20 protein-coding genes are annotated in these 18,200 nt (G+C 67.7%); 15 read left to right on the forward strand and 5 right to left on the reverse strand.

What is annotated here, in order from left to right; all coding sequences use genetic code 11:
• Window positions 1-90: 90 nt before the first annotated feature.
• Genes GO592_RS02805 through GO592_RS02820 form a run of 4 tightly spaced genes read left to right on the forward strand, consistent with a single transcriptional unit; the run spans window position 91 to window position 3,912 of the window.
• A complete protein-coding gene (locus tag GO592_RS02805; RefSeq protein ID WP_172651562.1) occupies window positions 91-900 on the forward strand; it encodes an SDR family oxidoreductase in 810 nt (269 codons plus the stop codon).
• 22 nt (window positions 901-922) lie between these two features.
• Window positions 923-2,164, forward strand: a complete 1,242-nt coding sequence (locus GO592_RS02810) for an acyl-CoA dehydrogenase family protein (protein ID WP_202715097.1) — start codon at window positions 923-925, stop codon at window positions 2,162-2,164.
• Window positions 2,161-2,919, forward strand: coding sequence for a 3-oxoacyl-ACP reductase FabG (gene fabG, locus GO592_RS02815; RefSeq protein WP_007296548.1), 759 nt, complete (start codon window positions 2,161-2,163; stop codon window positions 2,917-2,919). Before GO592_RS02810 ends, fabG begins: the two co-directional genes overlap by 4 nt.
• Before the next feature lie 3 nt (window positions 2,920-2,922).
• Window positions 2,923-3,912, forward strand: a complete 990-nt coding sequence (locus tag GO592_RS02820) for an NADPH:quinone oxidoreductase family protein (RefSeq protein ID WP_007296547.1) — start codon at window positions 2,923-2,925, stop codon at window positions 3,910-3,912.
• On the opposite strand, the gene GO592_RS02825 is transcribed toward GO592_RS02820, so the two are convergent.
• Window positions 3,909-4,367, reverse strand: a complete 459-nt coding sequence (locus GO592_RS02825; RefSeq protein ID WP_007296546.1) for an SRPBCC family protein — start codon at window positions 4,365-4,367, stop codon at window positions 3,909-3,911. The genes GO592_RS02820 and GO592_RS02825 overlap by 4 nt on opposite strands.
• A 119-nt stretch (window positions 4,368-4,486) precedes the next feature.
• Between GO592_RS02825 and GO592_RS02830 the strand changes: the two genes are divergently transcribed.
• The 4 genes from GO592_RS02830 (at window position 4,487) to GO592_RS02845 (ending at window position 8,174) form a co-directional block, all read left to right on the forward strand.
• The gene (locus GO592_RS02830) at window positions 4,487-5,107 is read left to right on the forward strand and encodes a TetR/AcrR family transcriptional regulator (protein ID WP_007296545.1); all 621 of its coding nucleotides are present in this window, start codon (window positions 4,487-4,489) and stop codon (window positions 5,105-5,107) included.
• A 99-nt stretch (window positions 5,108-5,206) separates the two neighbouring features.
• A complete protein-coding gene (locus GO592_RS02835; protein ID WP_005261344.1) occupies window positions 5,207-6,418 on the forward strand; it encodes an acyl-CoA dehydrogenase family protein in 1,212 nt (403 codons plus the stop codon).
• Window positions 6,415-7,440: a phosphotransferase family protein gene (locus GO592_RS02840; protein ID WP_007296544.1), complete on the forward strand. Its 1,026-nt coding sequence runs from the start codon at window positions 6,415-6,417 to the stop codon at window positions 7,438-7,440. The genes GO592_RS02835 and GO592_RS02840 overlap by 4 nt, the downstream gene beginning before the upstream one ends.
• Window positions 7,437-8,174: an SDR family NAD(P)-dependent oxidoreductase gene (locus GO592_RS02845; protein WP_007296543.1), complete on the forward strand. Its 738-nt coding sequence runs from the start codon at window positions 7,437-7,439 to the stop codon at window positions 8,172-8,174. Before GO592_RS02840 ends, GO592_RS02845 begins: the two co-directional genes overlap by 4 nt.
• Here GO592_RS02845 and GO592_RS02850 read toward each other — a convergent pair.
• On the reverse strand, window positions 8,162-8,722 hold the full coding sequence (locus GO592_RS02850) for a hypothetical protein (RefSeq protein WP_005261347.1): 561 nt from the start codon (window positions 8,720-8,722) through the stop codon (window positions 8,162-8,164). The two genes, GO592_RS02845 and GO592_RS02850, sit on opposite strands and share 13 nt — an antisense overlap.
• A 94-nt stretch (window positions 8,723-8,816) precedes the next feature.
• On the opposite strand from GO592_RS02850, the gene GO592_RS02855 reads away from it, so the two are divergent.
• The 6 genes from GO592_RS02855 to GO592_RS02880 are packed head-to-tail and all read left to right on the forward strand — an operon-like array spanning window position 8,817 to window position 12,627.
• Window positions 8,817-9,323: a methylated-DNA--[protein]-cysteine S-methyltransferase gene (locus tag GO592_RS02855; RefSeq protein ID WP_007296542.1), complete on the forward strand. Its 507-nt coding sequence runs from the start codon at window positions 8,817-8,819 to the stop codon at window positions 9,321-9,323.
• The gene (locus GO592_RS02860) at window positions 9,320-9,811 is read left to right on the forward strand and encodes an RNA polymerase sigma factor (protein ID WP_007296541.1); all 492 of its coding nucleotides are present in this window, start codon (window positions 9,320-9,322) and stop codon (window positions 9,809-9,811) included. The genes GO592_RS02855 and GO592_RS02860 overlap by 4 nt, the downstream gene beginning before the upstream one ends.
• Complete coding sequence (locus GO592_RS02865; protein WP_005261350.1) at window positions 9,808-10,410, forward strand: methylated-DNA--[protein]-cysteine S-methyltransferase; 603 nt, start codon at window positions 9,808-9,810, stop codon at window positions 10,408-10,410. The genes GO592_RS02860 and GO592_RS02865 overlap by 4 nt, the downstream gene beginning before the upstream one ends.
• Window positions 10,407-11,117 (forward strand): 2OG-Fe(II) oxygenase, encoded by a 711-nt coding sequence (locus GO592_RS02870; RefSeq protein WP_007296540.1) that lies wholly within the window; start codon window positions 10,407-10,409, stop codon window positions 11,115-11,117. Before GO592_RS02865 ends, GO592_RS02870 begins: the two co-directional genes overlap by 4 nt.
• 5 nt (window positions 11,118-11,122) lie before the next feature.
• A complete protein-coding gene (locus GO592_RS02875; protein ID WP_039950822.1) occupies window positions 11,123-11,779 on the forward strand; it encodes an alpha-ketoglutarate-dependent dioxygenase AlkB family protein in 657 nt (218 codons plus the stop codon).
• A complete protein-coding gene (locus tag GO592_RS02880) occupies window positions 11,776-12,627 on the forward strand; it encodes a DNA-3-methyladenine glycosylase family protein (protein ID WP_039950806.1) in 852 nt (283 codons plus the stop codon). Before GO592_RS02875 ends, GO592_RS02880 begins: the two co-directional genes overlap by 4 nt.
• Here the strand turns inward: GO592_RS02880 and GO592_RS02885 are convergent.
• Both GO592_RS02885 and GO592_RS02890 read right to left on the reverse strand, forming a co-directional pair.
• On the reverse strand, window positions 12,624-14,846 hold the full coding sequence (locus GO592_RS02885; RefSeq protein ID WP_007296537.1) for an MMPL family transporter: 2,223 nt from the start codon (window positions 14,844-14,846) through the stop codon (window positions 12,624-12,626). The two genes, GO592_RS02880 and GO592_RS02885, sit on opposite strands and share 4 nt — an antisense overlap.
• Window positions 14,847-14,929: 83 nt before the next feature.
• Window positions 14,930-16,465, reverse strand: coding sequence for a bifunctional 3'-5' exonuclease/DNA polymerase (locus GO592_RS02890; protein ID WP_007296536.1), 1,536 nt, complete (start codon window positions 16,463-16,465; stop codon window positions 14,930-14,932).
• Between the two features lie 122 nt (window positions 16,466-16,587).
• On the opposite strand from GO592_RS02890, the gene GO592_RS02895 reads away from it, so the two are divergent.
• A complete protein-coding gene (locus GO592_RS02895) occupies window positions 16,588-16,797 on the forward strand; it encodes a hypothetical protein (RefSeq protein ID WP_005251476.1) in 210 nt (69 codons plus the stop codon).
• Window position 16,798: 1 nt separating this feature from the next.
• Here GO592_RS02895 and GO592_RS02900 read toward each other — a convergent pair whose 3' ends face one another.
• Window positions 16,799-18,142, reverse strand: a complete 1,344-nt coding sequence (locus GO592_RS02900) for a YhgE/Pip domain-containing protein (RefSeq protein WP_007296535.1) — start codon at window positions 18,140-18,142, stop codon at window positions 16,799-16,801.
• Window positions 18,143-18,200 lie beyond the last annotated feature (58 nt).

Consider the following 18,200-nt stretch of genomic DNA (forward strand, 5'->3'; position numbering starts at 1 on the left):
CCAGGTCGACGAAACTGAATCCGACACCGGGTTCAGGTGTTTTCTGTGGAAGACTGGGGCACGTCCGTGTCCCTTCGAGGGAGGAATCTCGTGCAGGTTGCGCAGAAGGTCGCCATCGTCACCGGTGGCGGAGGTGGAATCGGCGGTGCACTCGCGGAGCGGCTCGCCGCCGAGGGCGCCCGGGTCGTCGTCACCGATCTCGATGCCGTATCGGCCAAGGCGGTGTCGGACCGGATCAACGCGACACGTCCGGGGGCCTCGATCGCCCGCGGTGCCGACGCGTCCGAGGACGCACAGATCGCGTCGGTCATCGACGCCGCGGAGGAGGCGTTCGGCCCCGTCGACCTCTACTTCGCCAATGCGGGTGTCGCGGCCGGGGAGGGCCTCGAACCCGACGATACGGTGTGGGACCTCGCCCTCGACGTGAATGTCCGTGCGCATATCCGCGCGGCACGCCGCCTGGTCCCTGGCTGGATCGAGCGCGGCGAGGGGTACTTCGTCAGCACGGCCTCCGCCGCTGGGCTGCTCACCCAGATCGGGTCCGCCCCCTACTCGGTGACCAAACATGCCGCAGTCGGATTCGCCGAATGGCTGTCCGTCACGTACGGCGACAAGGGCGTCCGCGTCAGCTGCCTGTGCCCGATGGGCGTCAACACCAAGCTGCTCACCGACGACGCCGCCCTGTCGGCCACGGCCGCACGCGCCGTCACCACCGCGGGTTCGGTGCTCGAACCATCCGAGGTGGCCGAATGCGTGCTCGCCGCAATGGAAGCCGAACAGTTCCTGATCCTTCCGCACCCCGAAGTGCTGGAGATGTACCGGCACAAGGGCGCCGACTACGACCGATGGATCCGGGGAATGCGCCGCTACCAGGCCTCGCTCCTCGCCCAGTCGTCCTGACCCGACCGCACGAGGAGTCCGCATGTCGCTGTTCGACTTATCCGATCGCGCCCGGCAATACCAGATCGATCTGCTGGAGTTCATGGATTCGCATGTGTATCCGGCGGAGGCGGTGTATGAGGAGCAGATGCGGGAGTCGGGGGATCCGCATTTCCAGCCGCCGGTGTTGGAGGAGTTGAAGGTTGAGGCGCGGCGTCGGGGGTTGTGGAATCTGTTTCATCCGCATCCGGGGACGGGTGCGGGGTTGACGAATCTCGAGTATGCGCCGTTGGCGGAGATCATGGGGCGCAGTCATATTGCGTCGGAGGCGTGTAATTGTAATGCGCCGGATACGGGCAATATGGAGGTGCTCGAGTTGTTCGGTACGGCCGAGCACAAGGAGAAGTATCTGATGCCGTTGCTGGAGGGGACGATGGCGTCGGCGTTCGCGATGACGGAGCCGGCGGTGGCGAGTTCGGATGTGACGAATGTGGAGTTGTCGATGGTCCGGGACGGTGACGAGTATGTGCTGAACGGCCGGAAGTGGTTCGCGTCGAATGCGTTGCATCGGAATTGCCGGGTGTTGATCGTGATGGGGAAGACGGATCCGTCGGCGGCGCCGCATCGGCAGCAGTCGATGATGGTGGTGCCGATCGATGCGCCGGGGGTGACGGTGATGCGGGGGTTGCCGGTGTTCGGGTATCAGGATCGTGAGGGGCATGCGGAGATCGACTTCGCGGATGTTCGGGTTCCGGTCAAGGATGTGTTGAAGGGCGAGGGGGAGGGTTTCGCGATTTCGCAGGCGCGGTTGGGTCCGGGTCGGATTCACCATTGCATGCGGGCGATCGGGATGGCGGAGCGGGCGTTGGAGTTGATGTGTCGTCGGGCGTCGTCGCGGGTGACGTTCGGGAAGCCGGTCAGTGAGAATGCGAATATTCAGGATTGGATTGCGGAGGCGCGGATCGAGATCGAGATGATCCGGTTGTTGACGCTGAAGGCGGCGTATCTGATGGATACGGTGGGGAACAAGGAGGCGCGGACGGAGATCGCGGCGATCAAGGTGGCGGCTCCGAATATTGCGTTGAAGATTGTGGATCGGGCGATTCAGGTGCACGGTGGGGCCGGTGTCACCGACGACTTCCCCCTTGCCATGATGTACGCCCATCTGAGGACATTGCGTCTCGCGGACGGACCGGACGAGGTCCACAAGATGTCCATCGCGAGAAGAGAACTCCGCAAATACCGTACGAAGACCGAGAACAACCAGCATGGAGGAAACAAGTGAGCCAGGAACGTAGAACCGCCATCGTCACCGGATCGGCCCGGGGGATCGGCGCCGCCGTCGCGAAGCGGCTGGCCGACGACGGCTACGCGGTCGCCGTCCTCGACCTCGACGAGTCCGCGTGTGCCGGCACCGTCGACGCGATCACGTCCGCCGGGGGCGAAGCGCTGGCCGTGGGCGCGAACGTCGCCGACGAGGCCTCGGTCGCCGCGGCGGTCGAGCGAGTGGCGGCCGAACTCGGTGCCCCGACGATCCTGATCAACAACGCCGGGATCACCCGCGACAACCTGTTGTTCAAGATGACCGTCGACGACTGGGACGCGGTCATGAACGTGCACCTGCGCGGTGCGTTCCTGATGTCGCGGGCCGTGCAGAAGTACATGGTGGACGCCGGGTTCGGGCGAATCGTGAACCTGTCGAGCACCTCTGCGCTCGGTAATCGCGGGCAGGTCAACTACTCCGCCGCCAAGGCGGGCATGCAGGGTTTCACCAAGACGCTGGCATTCGAGCTCGGCAAGTTCGGTGTCACCGCGAACGCGATTGCGCCCGGGTTCATCGAGACAGAGATGACCGCCGCCACCGCCGAGCGGGTGGGTGTCGGCTTCGAGGATTTCAAGAAGGCGGCGGCGTCGCAGATCCCGGTGAACCGCGTCGGGCAGCCCGAGGACATCGCGCACACCGCGTCGTTCTTCGTCAGCGAGGGCGCCGGATTCGTCTCGGGGCAGGTCGTCTACGTCGCCGGTGGACCGAAGGACTGATCGATGAAGGCGTGGCGTGTACACGAATTGGGGCAGCCGAGGGACGTTCTGACGTTCGAGGACGTTCCCGACCTCGAACCGAAGCCCGGGGAGTTGCTGGTCAAGGTGCTTTCGGCCGCCGCCAACTTCCCGGATGTCCTGTTGTGCCGCGGCGAGTACCAGATCAAGCCGCCGCTTCCGTTCACTCCCGGTGTGGAGCTGTGCGGCGAGGTGGTGGGGCTGGGCGAGGGTGTCACCGAGTTCTCCGTCGGTGACCGGGTGATCGGCATGCCGAGTCTTCCGAACGGCGGGTTCGCCGAGCTGGCCGTCATGTCCTCGGCCACCGCGTTCCCCGCTCCGGAGGCCCTCGACGACGCCGAGGCGTCGGCACTGTCGATCGGGTACCAGACGGGATGGTTTGCGCTGCACCGCAGGACGCAGATCCAGCCCGGTGAAACCCTGCTCGTGCAGGCTGCGGCAGGTGGTGTGGGCAGCGCGGCCGTGCAACTGGGTAAGGCGGCGGGTGCGAAGGTGATCGGCGTCGTCGGCGGTCCCGAGAAGGCGGCCTACACGCGGGAACTCGGTGCCGACCTCGTGATCGACCGGCACAGCGAGGACTTCGTGCAGGCCGTGAAGGACTTCACGGACGGCCGCGGTGCCGACGTCGTGTTCGATCCGGTGGGTGGCGACTCCTACACGAAGTCGACCAAGTGCATCGCGTTCGAGGGTCGCATCATCGTGATCGGGTTCGCGAGCGGCACCATCCCGTCGCCCGGGCTGAACCACGCGCTGATCAAGAACTACTCGATCATCGGGCTCCACTGGGGGTTGTACAACGCCTACAACCCCGCTGCGATCCGGGAGTGTCACGAAGAGCTGACGAGGATGGCCGCGGCCGGCGAGATCAAGCCGATGATCAGCGAGCGGCTCGGGCTCACCGACGTCGCGGACGGCATCGCACGGCTCGGTGAGGGGACGACAGTCGGACGGCTGGCTTTCCTGCCCGGACGCTAGCGGTTGCGCTTCGCGTACAGCTCCTCGAGGTTGTGCCGCAAGGTCACCTCGGTGTTCTTCACGGCCGTTTCGACGAACGGTTCGACGATGAGACCGAGTGCCTTGCCGGCGAGACCGCCGGGGAGCTTGTACGCGAAGTCCACGCTGATCTCGGTCTTGTCCTCACCGTGAGCGGTGAACTCCCAGGTCGAGGAGTTGGCGGCGCCGTCGAGCGACGCCAGGGTGATGACCCGGTCCTGCTCCCACTCGGTGACCTCGAGCCGCGACCGCAGGGTGCTGGGGCCGATGTGGATCGCGGCGTCGAAAGTCGACTCCATCCCCTGGTCGAATTCCCCGATCGGACGGAACTCCGAGACCCCGAACATCCAGTCGGGGACCGTCCGGTAATCGTCGATGTACGCGAACGCCACGTGGATGGGGACGGCTGCGATCGCGGAGTGACGGACGTGGATCATCAGGTGGTCCCTGGCTCTCTGTCGGAGAAGGCTGTCGATCTGGGCGACCTCGTTCGACTCTAGTCAACTCCCGCGACCACAGCAGGGGAGCGGCGGGTATCTGTTCTACCGTAGGACCCATGACGGTAGAGGGCACCCAGCGCGGCAGTTCCTGGCGTGAGTACACCGACCAGGGCTTGTCCAAGGTTCTGGCCGCGGCGCTGGCGGCGTTCGTCGAGAAGGGGTACGACGGGGCGTCGATCCGTGAGATCGCGTCACGCGCCGGTCTGTCGGTCCCCGGTCTCTATCACCATTACCCCTCCAAGCAGGCGCTGCTGGTGGGGCTGACCAACGCGGTGATGCGCGAACTCCTCGATCGCAGCCACGCGGCGGTGGCCGAGGCGGGCCCGACACCGGGCGAGCGGTTCGACGCAGTCATCGAGTCGCTCCTGCGGTTCCACATGTACCGGCGTGAACAGGCCTTCGTCGCGTCCCGGGAGACGCGGAGCATGGAACCGGAGAGCCGGAAGGCGTACATCGCGCTGCGCGACGAGCAGCAGGAGATGCTGGACGACATCGTCCGAGAGGGGGTGGCGGCGGGGTTGTTCCGGACGCCGTTCCCGGAGGACGCGAGCCGTGCCGTCGTCACGATGTGCGTCGCGGTGTCCACCTGGTACCGGGAGGACGGGCCGCTGTCGCCCGACGAACTGGTCGAGCGGTACCTGGCGATCGCGAGGAGCACGGTCGGCGCGTCCGACTGAGTCTTGACCGGCTTTCGAAGGTGTGGAATTGTCGGGGACGACTTCGACCGAGCGAGTGATCGGTCGGTACTGGAGTCGCCGTATTGACTGGAGGTAGTTGTGGCGATCGATCTGTCCTACGCACCCGAGGTGACCGCGCTCGTCGAGAAGACCGAGGCGTTCACCCGCGAAGTCGTGCTGCCCATCGAGGACGAGCACGGCGGCGACATCACAGCGGCCGGTGGCGACACCCTGCGCGTGGAGCTGCAGAAGGCAGCCAAGGACGCCGGAGTCTTCGCCCCGCACGCACCCGTCGAGTACGGCGGACACGGCCTGAACATGACCGATCGCGCGCCCGTCTTCGAGGCTGCGGGCTACTCGCTGTTCGGCCCGACAGCCCTGAACATCGGGGCCCCCGACGAGGGCAACGTCCACATGCTCGCGCACATCGCCAGCCCGGAGCAGAAGGAGCGGTTCCTCGCCCCGCTGGCGCACGGCGACATGCGGTCGGCGTTCGCCATGACCGAGCCGTCGCCCGGAGCCGGATCCGACCCCTCGGCGCTGACCACGCGCGCCGAGAAGGTGCCGGGCGGGTGGAAGATCAACGGCCACAAGTACTTCATCACCGGAGCCGACGGCGCGGGATTCTTCATCATCTTCGCGCGCACGTCCGGCGTGCCCGGCGACCGCGGTGGTGCGACGATGTTCCTCACGCCGGCCGACGCCGAGGGGCTGAGGGTGGGTCGTCACATCGACACCCTGGACCGGGCGATGATCGGTGGGCACTGCGAGGTGTTCTTCGAGGACCTGTTCGTCCCCGACAGCGGGGTTCTCGGCGAGGTGGACCAGGGATTCGCCTACGCCCAGGTCCGGCTCGGGCCCGCCCGGATGACGCACGTCATGCGGTGGCTCGGTGCGGCTCGGCGCGGCCACGACGTCGCCGTGGCACACGTCGCGCAGCGTGAGGGTTTCGGAGGCAAGCTGGGCGATCTCGGCATGGTCCAGAAGATGATCGCGGACAACGAGATCGACATCGCCGCCACCCGCGCACTGTTGACGCGGGCGTGCTGGGAACTCGATCAGGGCGGCCACGCGAGCAACTCCACGTCCATCGCCAAGACCTACGCCTCCGAGGCCATCTTCCGCATCGTCGACCGCTCCATCCAGATGTGCGGCGGTCTCGGCGTGTCCGGTGACCTGCCCCTCGCCCGGCTGTCCCGCGAGGTGCGACCGTTCCGTGTCTACGACGGACCGTCCGAGGTGCACCGCTGGGCCATCGCCAAGCGTGTCGTCGGTGCCGCGAAGAAGGCCGCGCGGGAGGCGGGCGCATGACCGAACATCGGGGACTCGATCTCGTTGCGCTGCGGAAGTTCCTGTCCGAGTCGGACGTTCCTCTCGCCGGTGAGTTGCGGGCCGACCTGATCTCGGGCGGCAAGTCCAACCTCACGTACGCCATCTGCGACGACTCCTCGCGGTGGGTGCTGCGAAGGCCGCCCACCGCGGGGCTCACACCGTCGGCGCACGACGTGGCCCGCGAATTCCGCATCACCTCGGCGCTGCAGGGCACCGACGTCCCGGTGGCCGCCACCGTCGCGTTGTGCGAGGACGACAGTGTGATGGGCGCGCCGTTCACCCTGGTGGAACACGTGACGGGCCAGGTGATCCGGACCAAGTCGGATCTCGAGGCGCTGTCCGACGACGACATCGACTCGTGCACCGACGAACTGGTCCGCGTGCTCGGCGCTTTGCACAACGTCGACTACGACGCCGTCGGTCTGGGCGAGCTCGGCCGCCCGGACGGGTACGTGGCCCGGCAGGTCACGTTGTGGGCGAGCCAGTGGGGGCGAGTGAAGACGACGGACTCCGCGGACGTCGACCGCCTGCATGCCGCGCTGGTCGAATCGATTCCGCAGCAGTCGGAATCGTCGATCGTGCACGGCGACTACCGCATCGACAACACCATCCTCGCGGCCGGCGACGTGAGCACCGTTGCGGCGGTCGTCGACTGGGAACTGTCGACCCTCGGCGACCCGCTCACCGACGTCGCCCTGATGTGCGTCTACCGGCATCCGGCTCTCGACCTGGTGCTCGGCGAACCGGCGGCCTGGACGAGCACGCGACTGCCGTCGGCCGACGATCTCGCGCAGCGCTACACCGTGGCGTCGGGGCGCGAACTGGTCCACTGGAACTTCTACCTGGCGCTCGCGAACTTCAAACTCGCCGTCATCGCCGAGGGCATCAACCACCGCTACCGTGTCGGTGCCACCGTCGGAGAAGGTTTCGACAAGGCAGGCGACGCGGTGCCCGAATTCGTCGCGGCCGGCCTGCGCGCCCTGAAAGGACAGACCGTATGAGTCGCACCGCACTGATCACCGGCGCCTCGCGTGGCATCGGACTCGGCATCGCCACCCGTCTCGCCGCACAGGGGTACGGGCTGACGATCACCGCCCGTGATCGTGATCGGCTCGAGTCCGTGGCCGCCGACCTGCGGACCGCGGGCGCGAAGGACGTCGTCGTGGTCGCGGGTGACCTCGCCGACGAGGCATCCGCGGGACACGTCGTCGAGGCGCACGCCGACGCGTTCGGGTCGCTCAACGCGCTGGTACTCAATGCCGGGGTCGGAACCGCGGGCCCCATCGGCGAGTTCCCCATGCGCCGATTCGACAAGAGCCTCGGAGTCAACCTGCGGGCGCCGTTCAGCCTGCTGCAGCAGTCGCTGCCGCTGCTGCGGACCGGTGCGGCGGAGAACCCGGGACGCGGGTCCAAGGTCGTGGCCCTGGCATCGATCACCGGCGTGTACGCCGAGGCAGGGCTCGCCGTCTACGGGGCGACCAAGGCCGCGCTGATCTCCCTGACGGAGACGCTGAACGTGGAGGAGTCGGGCAACGGAGTCTCGGCGACCGCGCTCGCCCCGGCGTACGTCGACACCGACATGTCCGCGTGGATCCACGACACGATCCCGCCCGAGGCGATGATCGAGGTCAACGATATCGTCGAACTCGTCGACGCCCTGCTGCGGCTGTCGTCGCGCGCGGTGGTCCCGAAGATCGTCGTCGGACGCGCCGGAACGGACGGCTACCGCGCGTAGTCGTCGTCCTCCTGGGCCTCGCCACGCTTGCGGAAGAACTTGAAACCGGGGACGCCCTGGATCGCCTGACGCACGCCCTGGACCTCCTCGAGGAGTTGGTGGATCTCCGGCGACACGGTGTCCAGGGTCGCCAGGATCGGCATCAGCCCCTCCATGCGCAGGGTCAGCTCGGGCAGGTGGTCCACCAACCCGATCGCGGCGTGAATCTCCTCCTCGGTGAGGTCGTCGACGAACCGCTGCGCCAGTGGGGCGGCCTTCGTCGCCAGCGGCTCGTACAGACCGATGAGAGTTTGCGCCGACGCGGACGCGTGGTCGGCGGCGGAGACGACGGTCGCCGCCGATTCCGCAACCGCGTTCGCCCGCGCCACGGCGATCTCGGCGCCGTCGCTGATCGCCTCGATGCGCGCAATCAGCACTTCGACCTGGTCCAGGAGGGTGCCGATCCGGCCGGGAAGGGAGACGACGAGTTCAGCGGTGTCCGCCGACCACCGGGCGATCCCGGTGACGGTACGCACCAGGTCGCGGGGGCCGAGTTGTACGAGAGCCATCGGCCCATCCTGCCTGATGCTTTCCGCACCTCACGTTTCGGTCGTGGCAGACGTCTACCTTTCAGAGGCCCGCACACCTGGAAGGATTGGCACCGTGAATGCCGACCGAGCAGCACACACAGTCATCGATTCACCGATCGGCCCCCTGACGCTGGTGAGCGTCGACGGGGTGCTGCGCGGCATCTACATGGTCGAACACCGGCACCAGCCGAACCCCGCGGCGTTCGGGGAACGCGCCACCACAGGTTTCGACGAGGCCGTCACCCAGCTCACCGAATACTTCGACGGCAGGCGCACCGAGTTCACCGTCCCGCTCGCCGCGCGAGGCACCCCGTTCCAGCAACGGGTGTGGGACGCCCTGCGCACCATCCCGTACGGCGAGACGTGGACGTACGGTCAGCTGGCCGACTCCCTCGGCACCCCGACCGCGATTCGCGCGGTGGCGGCGGCGAACGGCAGAAATCCGATCAGCATCATCGTCCCGTGCCACCGCGTCATCGGGAGCAACGGCAACCTGACGGGGTATGCGGGCGGGCTCGAGCGCAAACGGTTCCTGCTCGAACGCGAAGCGGAACGGGCGGGACTCCGGCTGAGCCGATGACCTTGAAGCCGTTCGAAGACATCGTGGTCGAGCACGGACCGACGGTGCTGCGGGTCTGCCGGGCCGTGGTCGGTCCGGTGGACGCCGAGGACGCGTGGTCGGAGACGTTCATCGCCGCGATGCGGGCGTACCCCGACTTGCGTCCCGGGAGCAACGTCGAGGCGTGGCTGGTGACGATCGCGCACCGGAAAGCGCTCGACCACATCCGTGCGCGCGACCGGCGGCCCGTCCCCACCGACGCGCTTCCCGAGCAGACCACCGATCGCGGACTTCCCGGCGGTCACGATCTCGAGTTGTGGAACGCGGTCGGCGCCCTGCCGATGAAGCAGCGGGCGGCGGTGGCGTATCACTACCTGGCCGGGCTGCCGTACGCCGAGATCGCGGTGATCCTGGGCAACTCCTCGGACGCGTCGCGGCGGGCCGCCGCCGACGGGATTGCGGCGCTACGCAAGACCCTCTCGATCTCTGTGAGTGGAGACATCACATGAACATCCCCGACATCGTCTACGCCCTGTCCACGTCGGACTCCGCGGTCGAGCAGAATCTGCGCGAGCGGCTCGCCGCCCTCGCCGCCGAAGCAGGGCTCCTCGACGTCGCGTACCGGACCCTCGACACCCCCGTCGGTTCGCTTCTCCTCGCCGCCACCGATCGCGGGCTGGTACGGGTCGCCTTCCCCAGCCAGGATCACGACGCCGTGCTGCAGACCCTCGCCGAGCAGATCAGCCCCCGGATCCTGCGCGCACCGGCCCGGCTCGACCGAGTGGCCCACGAGATCGACGAGTACTTCCTCGGCGAGCGCACGAGCTTCGACGTTCCGCTGGATTTCAGGCTGTCCAAGGGATTTCGGCTCGAGGTACTTCACCATCTTCCCGAGATCGACTACGGACACACCGCGAGTTACGCCGCGGTCGCGGCGGCCGCGGGCAGCCCGAAGGCAGTGCGCGCGGTCGGAACCGCCTGCGCCCTCAACCCGCTCCCCGTCGTGGTTCCCTGCCACCGGGTGGTCCGCAGCGACGGCAGCATGGGCCAGTACGCGGGTGGGCCGGAAGCCAAGTCGATTCTGCTGACATTGGAGGCAGCGGCATGACTACCTTGACGCAACGCGTGAACGACCTCGATTGGCAGGGTCTCCACGGCGAGACCGACGCCGCGGGATGCGCGCAATCCGAGCAGATCCTGACGGCCGAGGAGTGCGGGCAGATCGCGGACATGTACGAGGAGGTCGAGCGTTTCCGGTCCACCGTCGACATGGCCCGGCACCGTTTCGGCTCGGGACAATACCGGTACTTCGACTACCCGCTACCGGAGGTCGTGGCCGAACTCCGTGCGGCCTTCTACCCGAAACTGCTTCCCGTGGCACGGGACTGGGCGACCAAGCTGAGGAAGCCCGCGCCGTGGCCGGACACCCTCGACGAATGGCTGGACATGTGCCACGACGCCGGCCAGAAACGGGCGACACCCATCCTGCTCAGCTACCGCGCGAACGACTGGAACGCTCTGCACCGCGACCTCTACGGTGACCTGGTGTTCCCGTTGCAGGTGGTGATCGGCCTCGACCGCCCGGGAGTGGACCACGAGGGCGGGGAATTCATGCTCGTCGAGCAGCGACCCCGCGCCCAGTCCCGGGGCACGGTGACGACGCTGCGGCAGGGGCATGCGCTGATATTCACCACCAGGGACAGGCCCGTACGCTCGACCCGCGGTTGGTCGACGGGACCGGTACGACACGGTGTCAGCACCGTTCGGCGCGGCACCCGCCGGACCCTCGGCCTGGTCCTGCACGACGCCGAGTGACCGTGATGTCCGCGTTGATACCCCGGCCCCGAACTGTGGTGGCGCCCGGCGCCGTCCACGTCCCCGACTGGCTCACGCCGGAGGAGCAGCGCCACCTGGTGGCCGAATGCCGGCGCTGGGCCACCGCACCGGTCCCGATGCGGGCCGCGCAACTGCCGACGGGGCATCGCATGTCGGTGCAGACGGTGTGCCTCGGCTGGCACTGGAAGCCGTATTCCTATTCGCGCACCGCCGAGGACGCGGGCGGCGGCCGTGTCGCGCCGGTGCCCGGCTGGCTGGTCGAACTCGGCCGGCGAGCGGTGAGTGAGGCGTACGGGCAGCCCGCCGACGGGTACACACCCGATGCCGCGCTGATCAACTTCTACGACGACACCGCGAAGATGGGCATGCACCAGGACAAGGAGGAGCGGTCCGATGCGCCCGTCGTGTCGTTGAGCATCGGCGACACGTGCACGTTCCGCTTCGGCAACACTGCCACCCGCACGAAGCCGTACACCGATGTCGAGTTGCTGTCGGGCGACCTCTTCGTGTTCGGTGGTGAGTCCCGGTTCGCGTATCACGGAGTGCCGAAAGTGTTTCCCGGCACGAGCGATCCGGACTGCGGACTGACAACGGGCCGACTGAACATCACGCTGCGGATGACGGGACTCGAGGACGCATGAGAGTGCAGCTGCCGTACCGGGGCCCGTTCACCCATGCGCCGTTGTGGGGCGCGCTCCGCGCCCACACCGTGTCCGGGCTCGAGCGACACGACCCCGACGGAACCCACACCCGGGTGGTGAACGGTCCGCACGGGCCCGCGCTGGTGTCCGTCGTCGTACGTCCCGCCGGCGGGTACGTCGAGGCGCACCTGACACCGGCGGATCCGGGAGACGTCGAAGCGCTGACCGCCGCGGTCCGGCGCTGGCTCGACCTCGACGCGAATCCGCTGCCGATCGACGCCGCGTTGAGCCGTCACCCGCAACTGGCTCCGCTGGTGGCACTACGACCGGGTCTGCGGCGCCTGGGGAGCGTGGACGGGTTCGAAACGGCGGTTCTGACCGTTCTCGGACAACAGGTTTCGCTGGCGGCGGCCCGGACGTTCGGCAGCCGGCTCGTGTCCGCGTACGGCAGGCCCGTCCACGACGGATTCTTCGCGTTCCCCGAACCGGAGACGCTCGCGGCGCTCGCACCCGAACAGTTGCGCTCCACCCTCGGTCTCACCGGCGCCCGGGCCAGGACGGTGCTCGCGCTGGCCGAGGCCGCGTCCGACGGTCTGCGCCTCGACGCGGACACCGACCCGGCCGAGTTCCGGGCCGGTCTGCTCGCACTGCCCGGCATCGGCCCGTGGACGGCGGACTATCTGACGGTGCGGGTGCTGGCCGACCCGGACGCGTTCACACCCGACGACCTCGTCCTCAAACGTGCGCTGGAGGTCAGGACCGGCAGGCAGGCAGCGGAACTCGCCGAGTCGTGGCGACCGTGGCGGGCCTACGCGCTGTTCCACCTGTGGACGGACGAAGCGTATTAGTCCTTGGCTTTCGCCAGCGCCGACGGCCACCAGATCTTCTTGCCGATGTCGTGAGAGAGCGCCGGGACGAGGATGCTGCGCACGATGATCGTGTCGAGCAGTACACCGAACGCGACCGCGAAACCGACCTCGGCGAGGAACACCAGGGGCAGCACGCCCAGTACCGCGAACGTCGCGGCGAGTACGACACCGGCCGACGTGATGACGCCACCGGTCACCGCCAGTCCCCGCAGCACACCGGATTTGGTGCCGTGTTCCTCGGTTTCCTCGCGGACCCGGGTCATCAGGAAGATGTTGTAGTCGATGCCGAGCGCCACGAGGAACACGAACGCGAACAGCGGGAACGCCGGATCTGCGTTCGCGAAATGGAAGACGTGGGTGAAGAAGAGTCCGCACACCCCGAGGGTGGCCGCGAACGACAGGACCACGGTGGCGATGAGGATGATGGGTGTGAGCAGGGCGCGGAGCAGGAGGGCCAGCACGACGAAGATGACGACGAGAACGATCGGGATGATCAGGTTCCGGTCGTGCACCGACGCCGTCTGCACATCGAGAGTGGTTGCCGTGCTGCCACCGACGAGCGCATCGGCACCGGGTACGGCGTGCGCCGCGTCGCGCAGTCGCTTCACCGTCTCGAGGGCTTCCGGGGAATCGTACGAGTCGGCGAGTGTCGCGTTGACGACCATGCGCCCGTCGATCGGTGCGGCCGTGAGGAAGTCGGGTGCGCACCCCTGCCCGGCCGCCGAAGCCACCGCGGCCGGGTTGGACTTGACGAGTGCGGACAGTCGCTCGACGTCGACCTGCGGGCACACCGCGCCGGGATCCGTCGACACCCCGTCCACACCGCTCACGGCCGCGATGACCGCCTCCGTCTGATCGGCATTGGTGACGATGACGGCGGGCGCGCCGGCGCCCGGATCGAATTTCGAGTCGTACAACTCCTGACCGACGACGGCGTCGGGGCGGTTGGTGAAGTTCTCCGACGACGACAGCCCGTCCGTCTTCAGACTGCCGATGCCGACCAGGAACAGCACGGCCAGAAGCACCGTCGTACCGATCCAGAGGGGGCGGTCCTTGCTTCCGACCTGGGCAGCGATCTTGCCCCACAGACCGTGCGTGGTGAGGTCGGCGGCCTCGTCCACCTTGGGTTTCCGCGGCCAGAACACCCACCGTCCCGCCGCGGACAGCGCGACGGGCAGGAACGTCATCATCACGAGGTACGTGCACGCAATGCCGATCGCGGCGACCGGCCCGAGGCTCTTGTTGGAGTTCAGTTCGGAGAACGTCAGGCACAGCAGACCGAGGATGACGGTGACCGCCGACGCCGTGATGGCGGGGGCGGATTCCTTCCACGCCTTGACCATGGCGTCGAACCGGCTGGGATAGAAGTGAAGTTCTTCCCGATATCGGGAGATCAGGAGTAGCGCATAGTCGGTGCCCGCACCGATCACGAGGACGAACAGGATGCCCTGACTCTGTCCGGTGAGCGTGAGCACCTCGGCCTTGGCGAGGAAGTAGATGACCATCGACGCCAGGCCGAGCGCGAGCAGTGCCGAGAAGAGCGGGAAGAACCACAACACCGGGGAGCGGTAGACCACCAGCAGGATCAGGACCACCACGAGCAGGGCGGCGCCCAGCAGTGCACCGTCGAGCCCGGCGAACGCGTCGATGAACGCCACCAGCAGACCACCGGGACCGGCAGGGAGCACCTCGAGCCCGGCGGCCGCGTTCTTCGCGGCGGTGAGGACGTTCTCCTCGGTGGCGGCGAGCACATCGCCGGCGACCGCCGTGCCGTCCTCCTTCGCGACGAGGGGAACGAAGATCGATGCCGTGGTGCCGTCTTGGGAGAACTGTGTCTGGGACATGCCTTCGGCGTCGACCCCGTCGACTGCCGCGATGGCGTCACGTGCCTGGGCGATGGCGGTCTTGTCCTGCTCGGTGAGCGGGGCGTCGCTGTGGAACAGCACGAAACCGGGGATCGTTTCGACGGTGAGGAACTTGGACGATTCGTTGGTGACGATCGTCGATTCGGCGGAACTCGACAGGTAGGCGGCGTTGTCGTTCTTCTGGACCTCGGTGAGCTTGCCCTGGAAGGAACCCCCGAATCCGCCCGCGAAGAACGCGATGATCGCGATGGCCACGATGGTGAACGCAGGCCAGCGGAATCTACGCGGCGTCTCGCCGCTGGTGCTCGAGTCCGTCGAATCCAGCTTCGTCATGGGTTCTCCTTCGCCGCCCCCGCCAGCAGTGCGTCCCAGTACACCATGTCGAGCGCACCGGCGACACCGGAAATCCGCGCGCGTCAGGCCTCGTCGGAGGTTTCGGCGTAGCAGTCCCGCACCGCCACATCCATCGGGAACCGCACCCGCGTCTCGCCGAACAGCAACCGGGTGGCTACCTCGACCGCGCCCAGAACGTGCCGCGTCGCCGACTCCGGATCCCGGGTATGCACCATCACCTCGTCGTGCTGGAAGAAGACGAGTTCGCTGTCCGGGTCGTCCGCCAGCCGGCGCCGCAGATCCGCGAGCACGCACAGTGCCCACTCGGATGCCGTGGCCTGCACCACGAAGTTTCGTGTGAACCGGCCGCGGGAATGCGCGTCGCCGTGCGACCAGAAGTCGGGGGACCGCGGCGGGCACGCCCGGCCGAGCCACGAGTGCACGACCTCGCCGCATTCACCGGCGCGGGCCGCCCTTTCCACATATTCGACGGCGACGGGAAAGCGGGTGCGCAGGAGGGTGAGCAGGGAACGGGCCTCGCCCGCGGTGGCGCCGTACAGGACGCCGAGGATCGCGACCTTGGCCTTGCCTCGATCGCCGTCGAACGTCTCCGCCGCGACCGGTGCGTACAGGTCGTCGGCGCCCGCGGCGGCAACCATGCGGGCGTCCCCCGACATGGCGGCCAGGATGCGGGGTTCGAGTTGGCCGGCGTCGGCGATGACGAACGTGTGACCCGGGTCGGCGAGCACGCTCGACCGCAGCGGTTTCGGAATCTGCAGTGCGCCGCCGCCGCGGCTCGCCCAGCGGCCCGAGACCACGCCGCCGGGAACGTACACGGGCCGGAACCGGTCGTCGCGGACCCAACTGTCCAGCCACTGCCAGCCGTTCGTGCTGAACAGCTTGGACAGATCCCGGTGGCGCAGGAGCAGCGGCACGGCAGGGTGATCGACCTCCCGCAGCAGGTGTTTGCGGGTCGACGCGAGTTCGATGCCCTCACGGCGAAACGCGTCGACGACCTCCACATGGGACGCCGGGTTGATGCGACGGCCGAACGCCGCCCCGATCTCCACGGTCACGTCCTGGATGCGCTGCGGCAGGTCGTACCCGGCCGGCCGCGGACCGAGCGCCGCCTCGAGGAACGCGCGATGGGTGCGGGTGGAAAACGGCAGCCCGTCGAAGCTCATCTCCGCGGCGGCCAGCGCTCCCGCGGACTCGGCGGCCACCAGAAGGTCGAGCCGGGCGTCGTCACCGATCGTCTTCCGCTGTTCCGCGAAGTCCGCCACCACCTGCGCCGGATCCGTGGTGGGTGCGGTCTCGAACAGGCCGGGCCGTTCGTCGACGGGTTCGTCCGGCGGTGGCGCGGGTACACCGTCGCGCATGCTGAGGATGGCGTGGGTGAGCGCGAGGTCCTGGCAGCGCCGCACCCGCACCCCGGCTCGCAGCAGTGCCGGATAGACGGCCGCGGTACTCGTCCAGACCCAGCGGGGGTGTTCGGTGGTCTCGATGTCGCGGACCGCGGCCACGACGTCGGGGTGACGACGTGGCGACTCGATCGGAACGCCCGCGGGATCGGTGCGAACGCTCGTCGCGCCACCGTCGGCGTCGGGAACCAGGACCATTCTCACGGGCCCAGTCTGCTCTGCGTCACCGACAGTCGATAATCCGCCGCCGGACGAGGGCAAACCCGCAGGTCGGCACTACACTGAACGCAGACGCTTCTCGCCGGAAGGAGGGGCATCCGATGGCAACCATCGAAGAGTTCGAGCAGACGGTGACCGACAAGGTGATCGCCGGACTGCACGACAAATTCGCCGACTACGAGCGCCGCGGAGTCGGACTCGCCGAACTCGGCGACCCCGATCGGTTCGTCGAACGGATCCTGGCGGCGGTGCCCGCCCCGCATCCCTGGTACGAACAGTTCGGCACGGCCTGGTCGTCCGCGCCCGCGTGACTCACGCCCCTGCTGCGTCCACCGGTTCGGGTTCGGTCTGCGCCTTGTGGCGGCGATGCAAGCCCTTGCGGTCGTAGAACCGGGTGATGACTGCACCGAAGACGAGGCCGATGAGAAGGCCGGCGAGGGTCATCCACACGGCGTGGATGAGCCCTGCGTCGCCCGCTGCGCCGAAGAACATTATGGCGCGCACCCCGATGTAGATCTGGTGCATCGGTTCGAACTCGCCGAGCCAGGTGTACAGGCGCGGCGCGGCCTCGAGCGGGATCGTGCCGCCCGACGAGGGCAGCGCCAGGACGACGAAGACCAGCAGGTTGATGAGCAGGCCCAGGTTGCCGAACGCGGCCATCACGGACATCGCCGTGATCCCGACCGCGGCGATCGCGACGGCGCCGTATTCCCACAGGGCGAGCGGATCGGTGATCGGCAGGCCGAGGGCCGAGCTGATCCACAGGTACAGACCCGACACGATCATCGCCAGCACAACCATCACCGCCCACTTGATGAGCAGGGTGTTGAAACGTGAGATCGGGACCGCCTCGTTGTGGAGGTACAGCGGCCCCACCTCGGTCGGAGTGAATCCGAGCATGCCGTCGACGAGGGTGCTCGCGATGGTCGCACCGGTGAAACCGGCCAGGACGATCAGGAGCGCGTAGTAGAACGCCGCCAAGCCGAAACCGGTGCCGTCGGGCAGCGGGTTGTGGGCCACGACCCGCACGTCGATGGGGTCGTCGAGCACGAGCCGGCTGGCCCCCGACAGTTGGAGGTCGGGGGCTGTCGCCTGGAGTTGCTGCGTCACCTGGGTGGTGAGCTGCTCGCCCATCGTCTGATTGGCCTTGTCCAACGCCATCTCCCCGATGTTCTGGACGAGGTTCGCACTGATCGTGCCCGCGCGGGGGTTCGTGTAGATCGTGATCACCGGACGTTCGACGTCTCCGGGAATCACGCCGGCCTGGGCGAGGATGAACGTGCGCTTCGTGAAGTCGCTCGGTATGACGATCGCACCGTAGATTTCCCCGTTGTCCAGCGCGGACTGGGCCTGCGCGATCCCGATCTGCCGAAGTTCGACCTTGTTCGGATCGACACCCTCGACGAGCCCGGCGGTGATCTGGTCGCCGAAATTCTGCTGCTGCGGCGGGTTGGAATTGGGCGTGGTGTCGCCCTCGTCCTGATTGACGAGCGCGATGGGGAAGTGGTTGAGGTGTGTGGTGGGGTTGAGCATTCCACCCATGTACAGCGCGGCCAGCAGGGACATGACGACGGAGACGAGGAGCAGGGGAGCTATCCAGAACCGTGGTGTCCGGAGCACGCTCATGCTGCCTGCACCGCTGGTTTCGTGAGCCATGTCCCCTCGCATCCTCCCGTGTCCGTGCCGACCCTGGGATCGACCAGCCGGATCAAGA

It is taken from the genome of Rhodococcus sp. 21391, from assembly GCF_016772255.1.
GTDB lineage: Bacteria > Actinomycetota > Actinomycetes > Mycobacteriales > Mycobacteriaceae > Rhodococcus_F > Rhodococcus_F opacus.

What these genes read in the sequence shown, in the direction of transcription:
- GO592_RS02825 (WP_007296546.1), bottom strand. Translation starts at nt 4,367, where the DNA reads ATGATCCACGTCCGTCACTCCGCGATCGCAGCCGTCCCCATCCACGTG.
- GO592_RS02895 (WP_005251476.1), top strand. Translation starts at nt 16,588, where the DNA reads ATGGCAACCATCGAAGAGTTCGAGCAGACGGTGACCGACAAGGTGATC.
- GO592_RS02850 (WP_005261347.1), bottom strand. Translation starts at nt 8,722, where the DNA reads ATGGCTCTCGTACAACTCGGCCCCCGCGACCTGGTGCGTACCGTCACC.
- GO592_RS02900 (WP_007296535.1), bottom strand. Translation starts at nt 18,142, where the DNA reads ATGGCTCACGAAACCAGCGGTGCAGGCAGCATGAGCGTGCTCCGGACA.
- GO592_RS02845 (WP_007296543.1), top strand. Translation starts at nt 7,437, where the DNA reads ATGAGTCGCACCGCACTGATCACCGGCGCCTCGCGTGGCATCGGACTC.
- GO592_RS02870 (WP_007296540.1), top strand. Translation starts at nt 10,407, where the DNA reads ATGACTACCTTGACGCAACGCGTGAACGACCTCGATTGGCAGGGTCTC.
- GO592_RS02860 (WP_007296541.1), top strand. Translation starts at nt 9,320, where the DNA reads ATGACCTTGAAGCCGTTCGAAGACATCGTGGTCGAGCACGGACCGACG.
- GO592_RS02820 (WP_007296547.1), top strand. Translation starts at nt 2,923, where the DNA reads ATGAAGGCGTGGCGTGTACACGAATTGGGGCAGCCGAGGGACGTTCTG.
- GO592_RS02810 (WP_202715097.1), top strand. Translation starts at nt 923, where the DNA reads ATGTCGCTGTTCGACTTATCCGATCGCGCCCGGCAATACCAGATCGAT.
- GO592_RS02875 (WP_039950822.1), top strand. Translation starts at nt 11,123, where the DNA reads ATGTCCGCGTTGATACCCCGGCCCCGAACTGTGGTGGCGCCCGGCGCC.
- GO592_RS02840 (WP_007296544.1), top strand. Translation starts at nt 6,415, where the DNA reads ATGACCGAACATCGGGGACTCGATCTCGTTGCGCTGCGGAAGTTCCTG.
- GO592_RS02885 (WP_007296537.1), bottom strand. Translation starts at nt 14,846, where the DNA reads ATGACGAAGCTGGATTCGACGGACTCGAGCACCAGCGGCGAGACGCCG.
- GO592_RS02830 (WP_007296545.1), top strand. Translation starts at nt 4,487, where the DNA reads ATGACGGTAGAGGGCACCCAGCGCGGCAGTTCCTGGCGTGAGTACACC.
- GO592_RS02890 (WP_007296536.1), bottom strand. Translation starts at nt 16,465, where the DNA reads ATGGTCCTGGTTCCCGACGCCGACGGTGGCGCGACGAGCGTTCGCACC.
- GO592_RS02880 (WP_039950806.1), top strand. Translation starts at nt 11,776, where the DNA reads ATGAGAGTGCAGCTGCCGTACCGGGGCCCGTTCACCCATGCGCCGTTG.
- GO592_RS02865 (WP_005261350.1), top strand. Translation starts at nt 9,808, where the DNA reads ATGAACATCCCCGACATCGTCTACGCCCTGTCCACGTCGGACTCCGCG.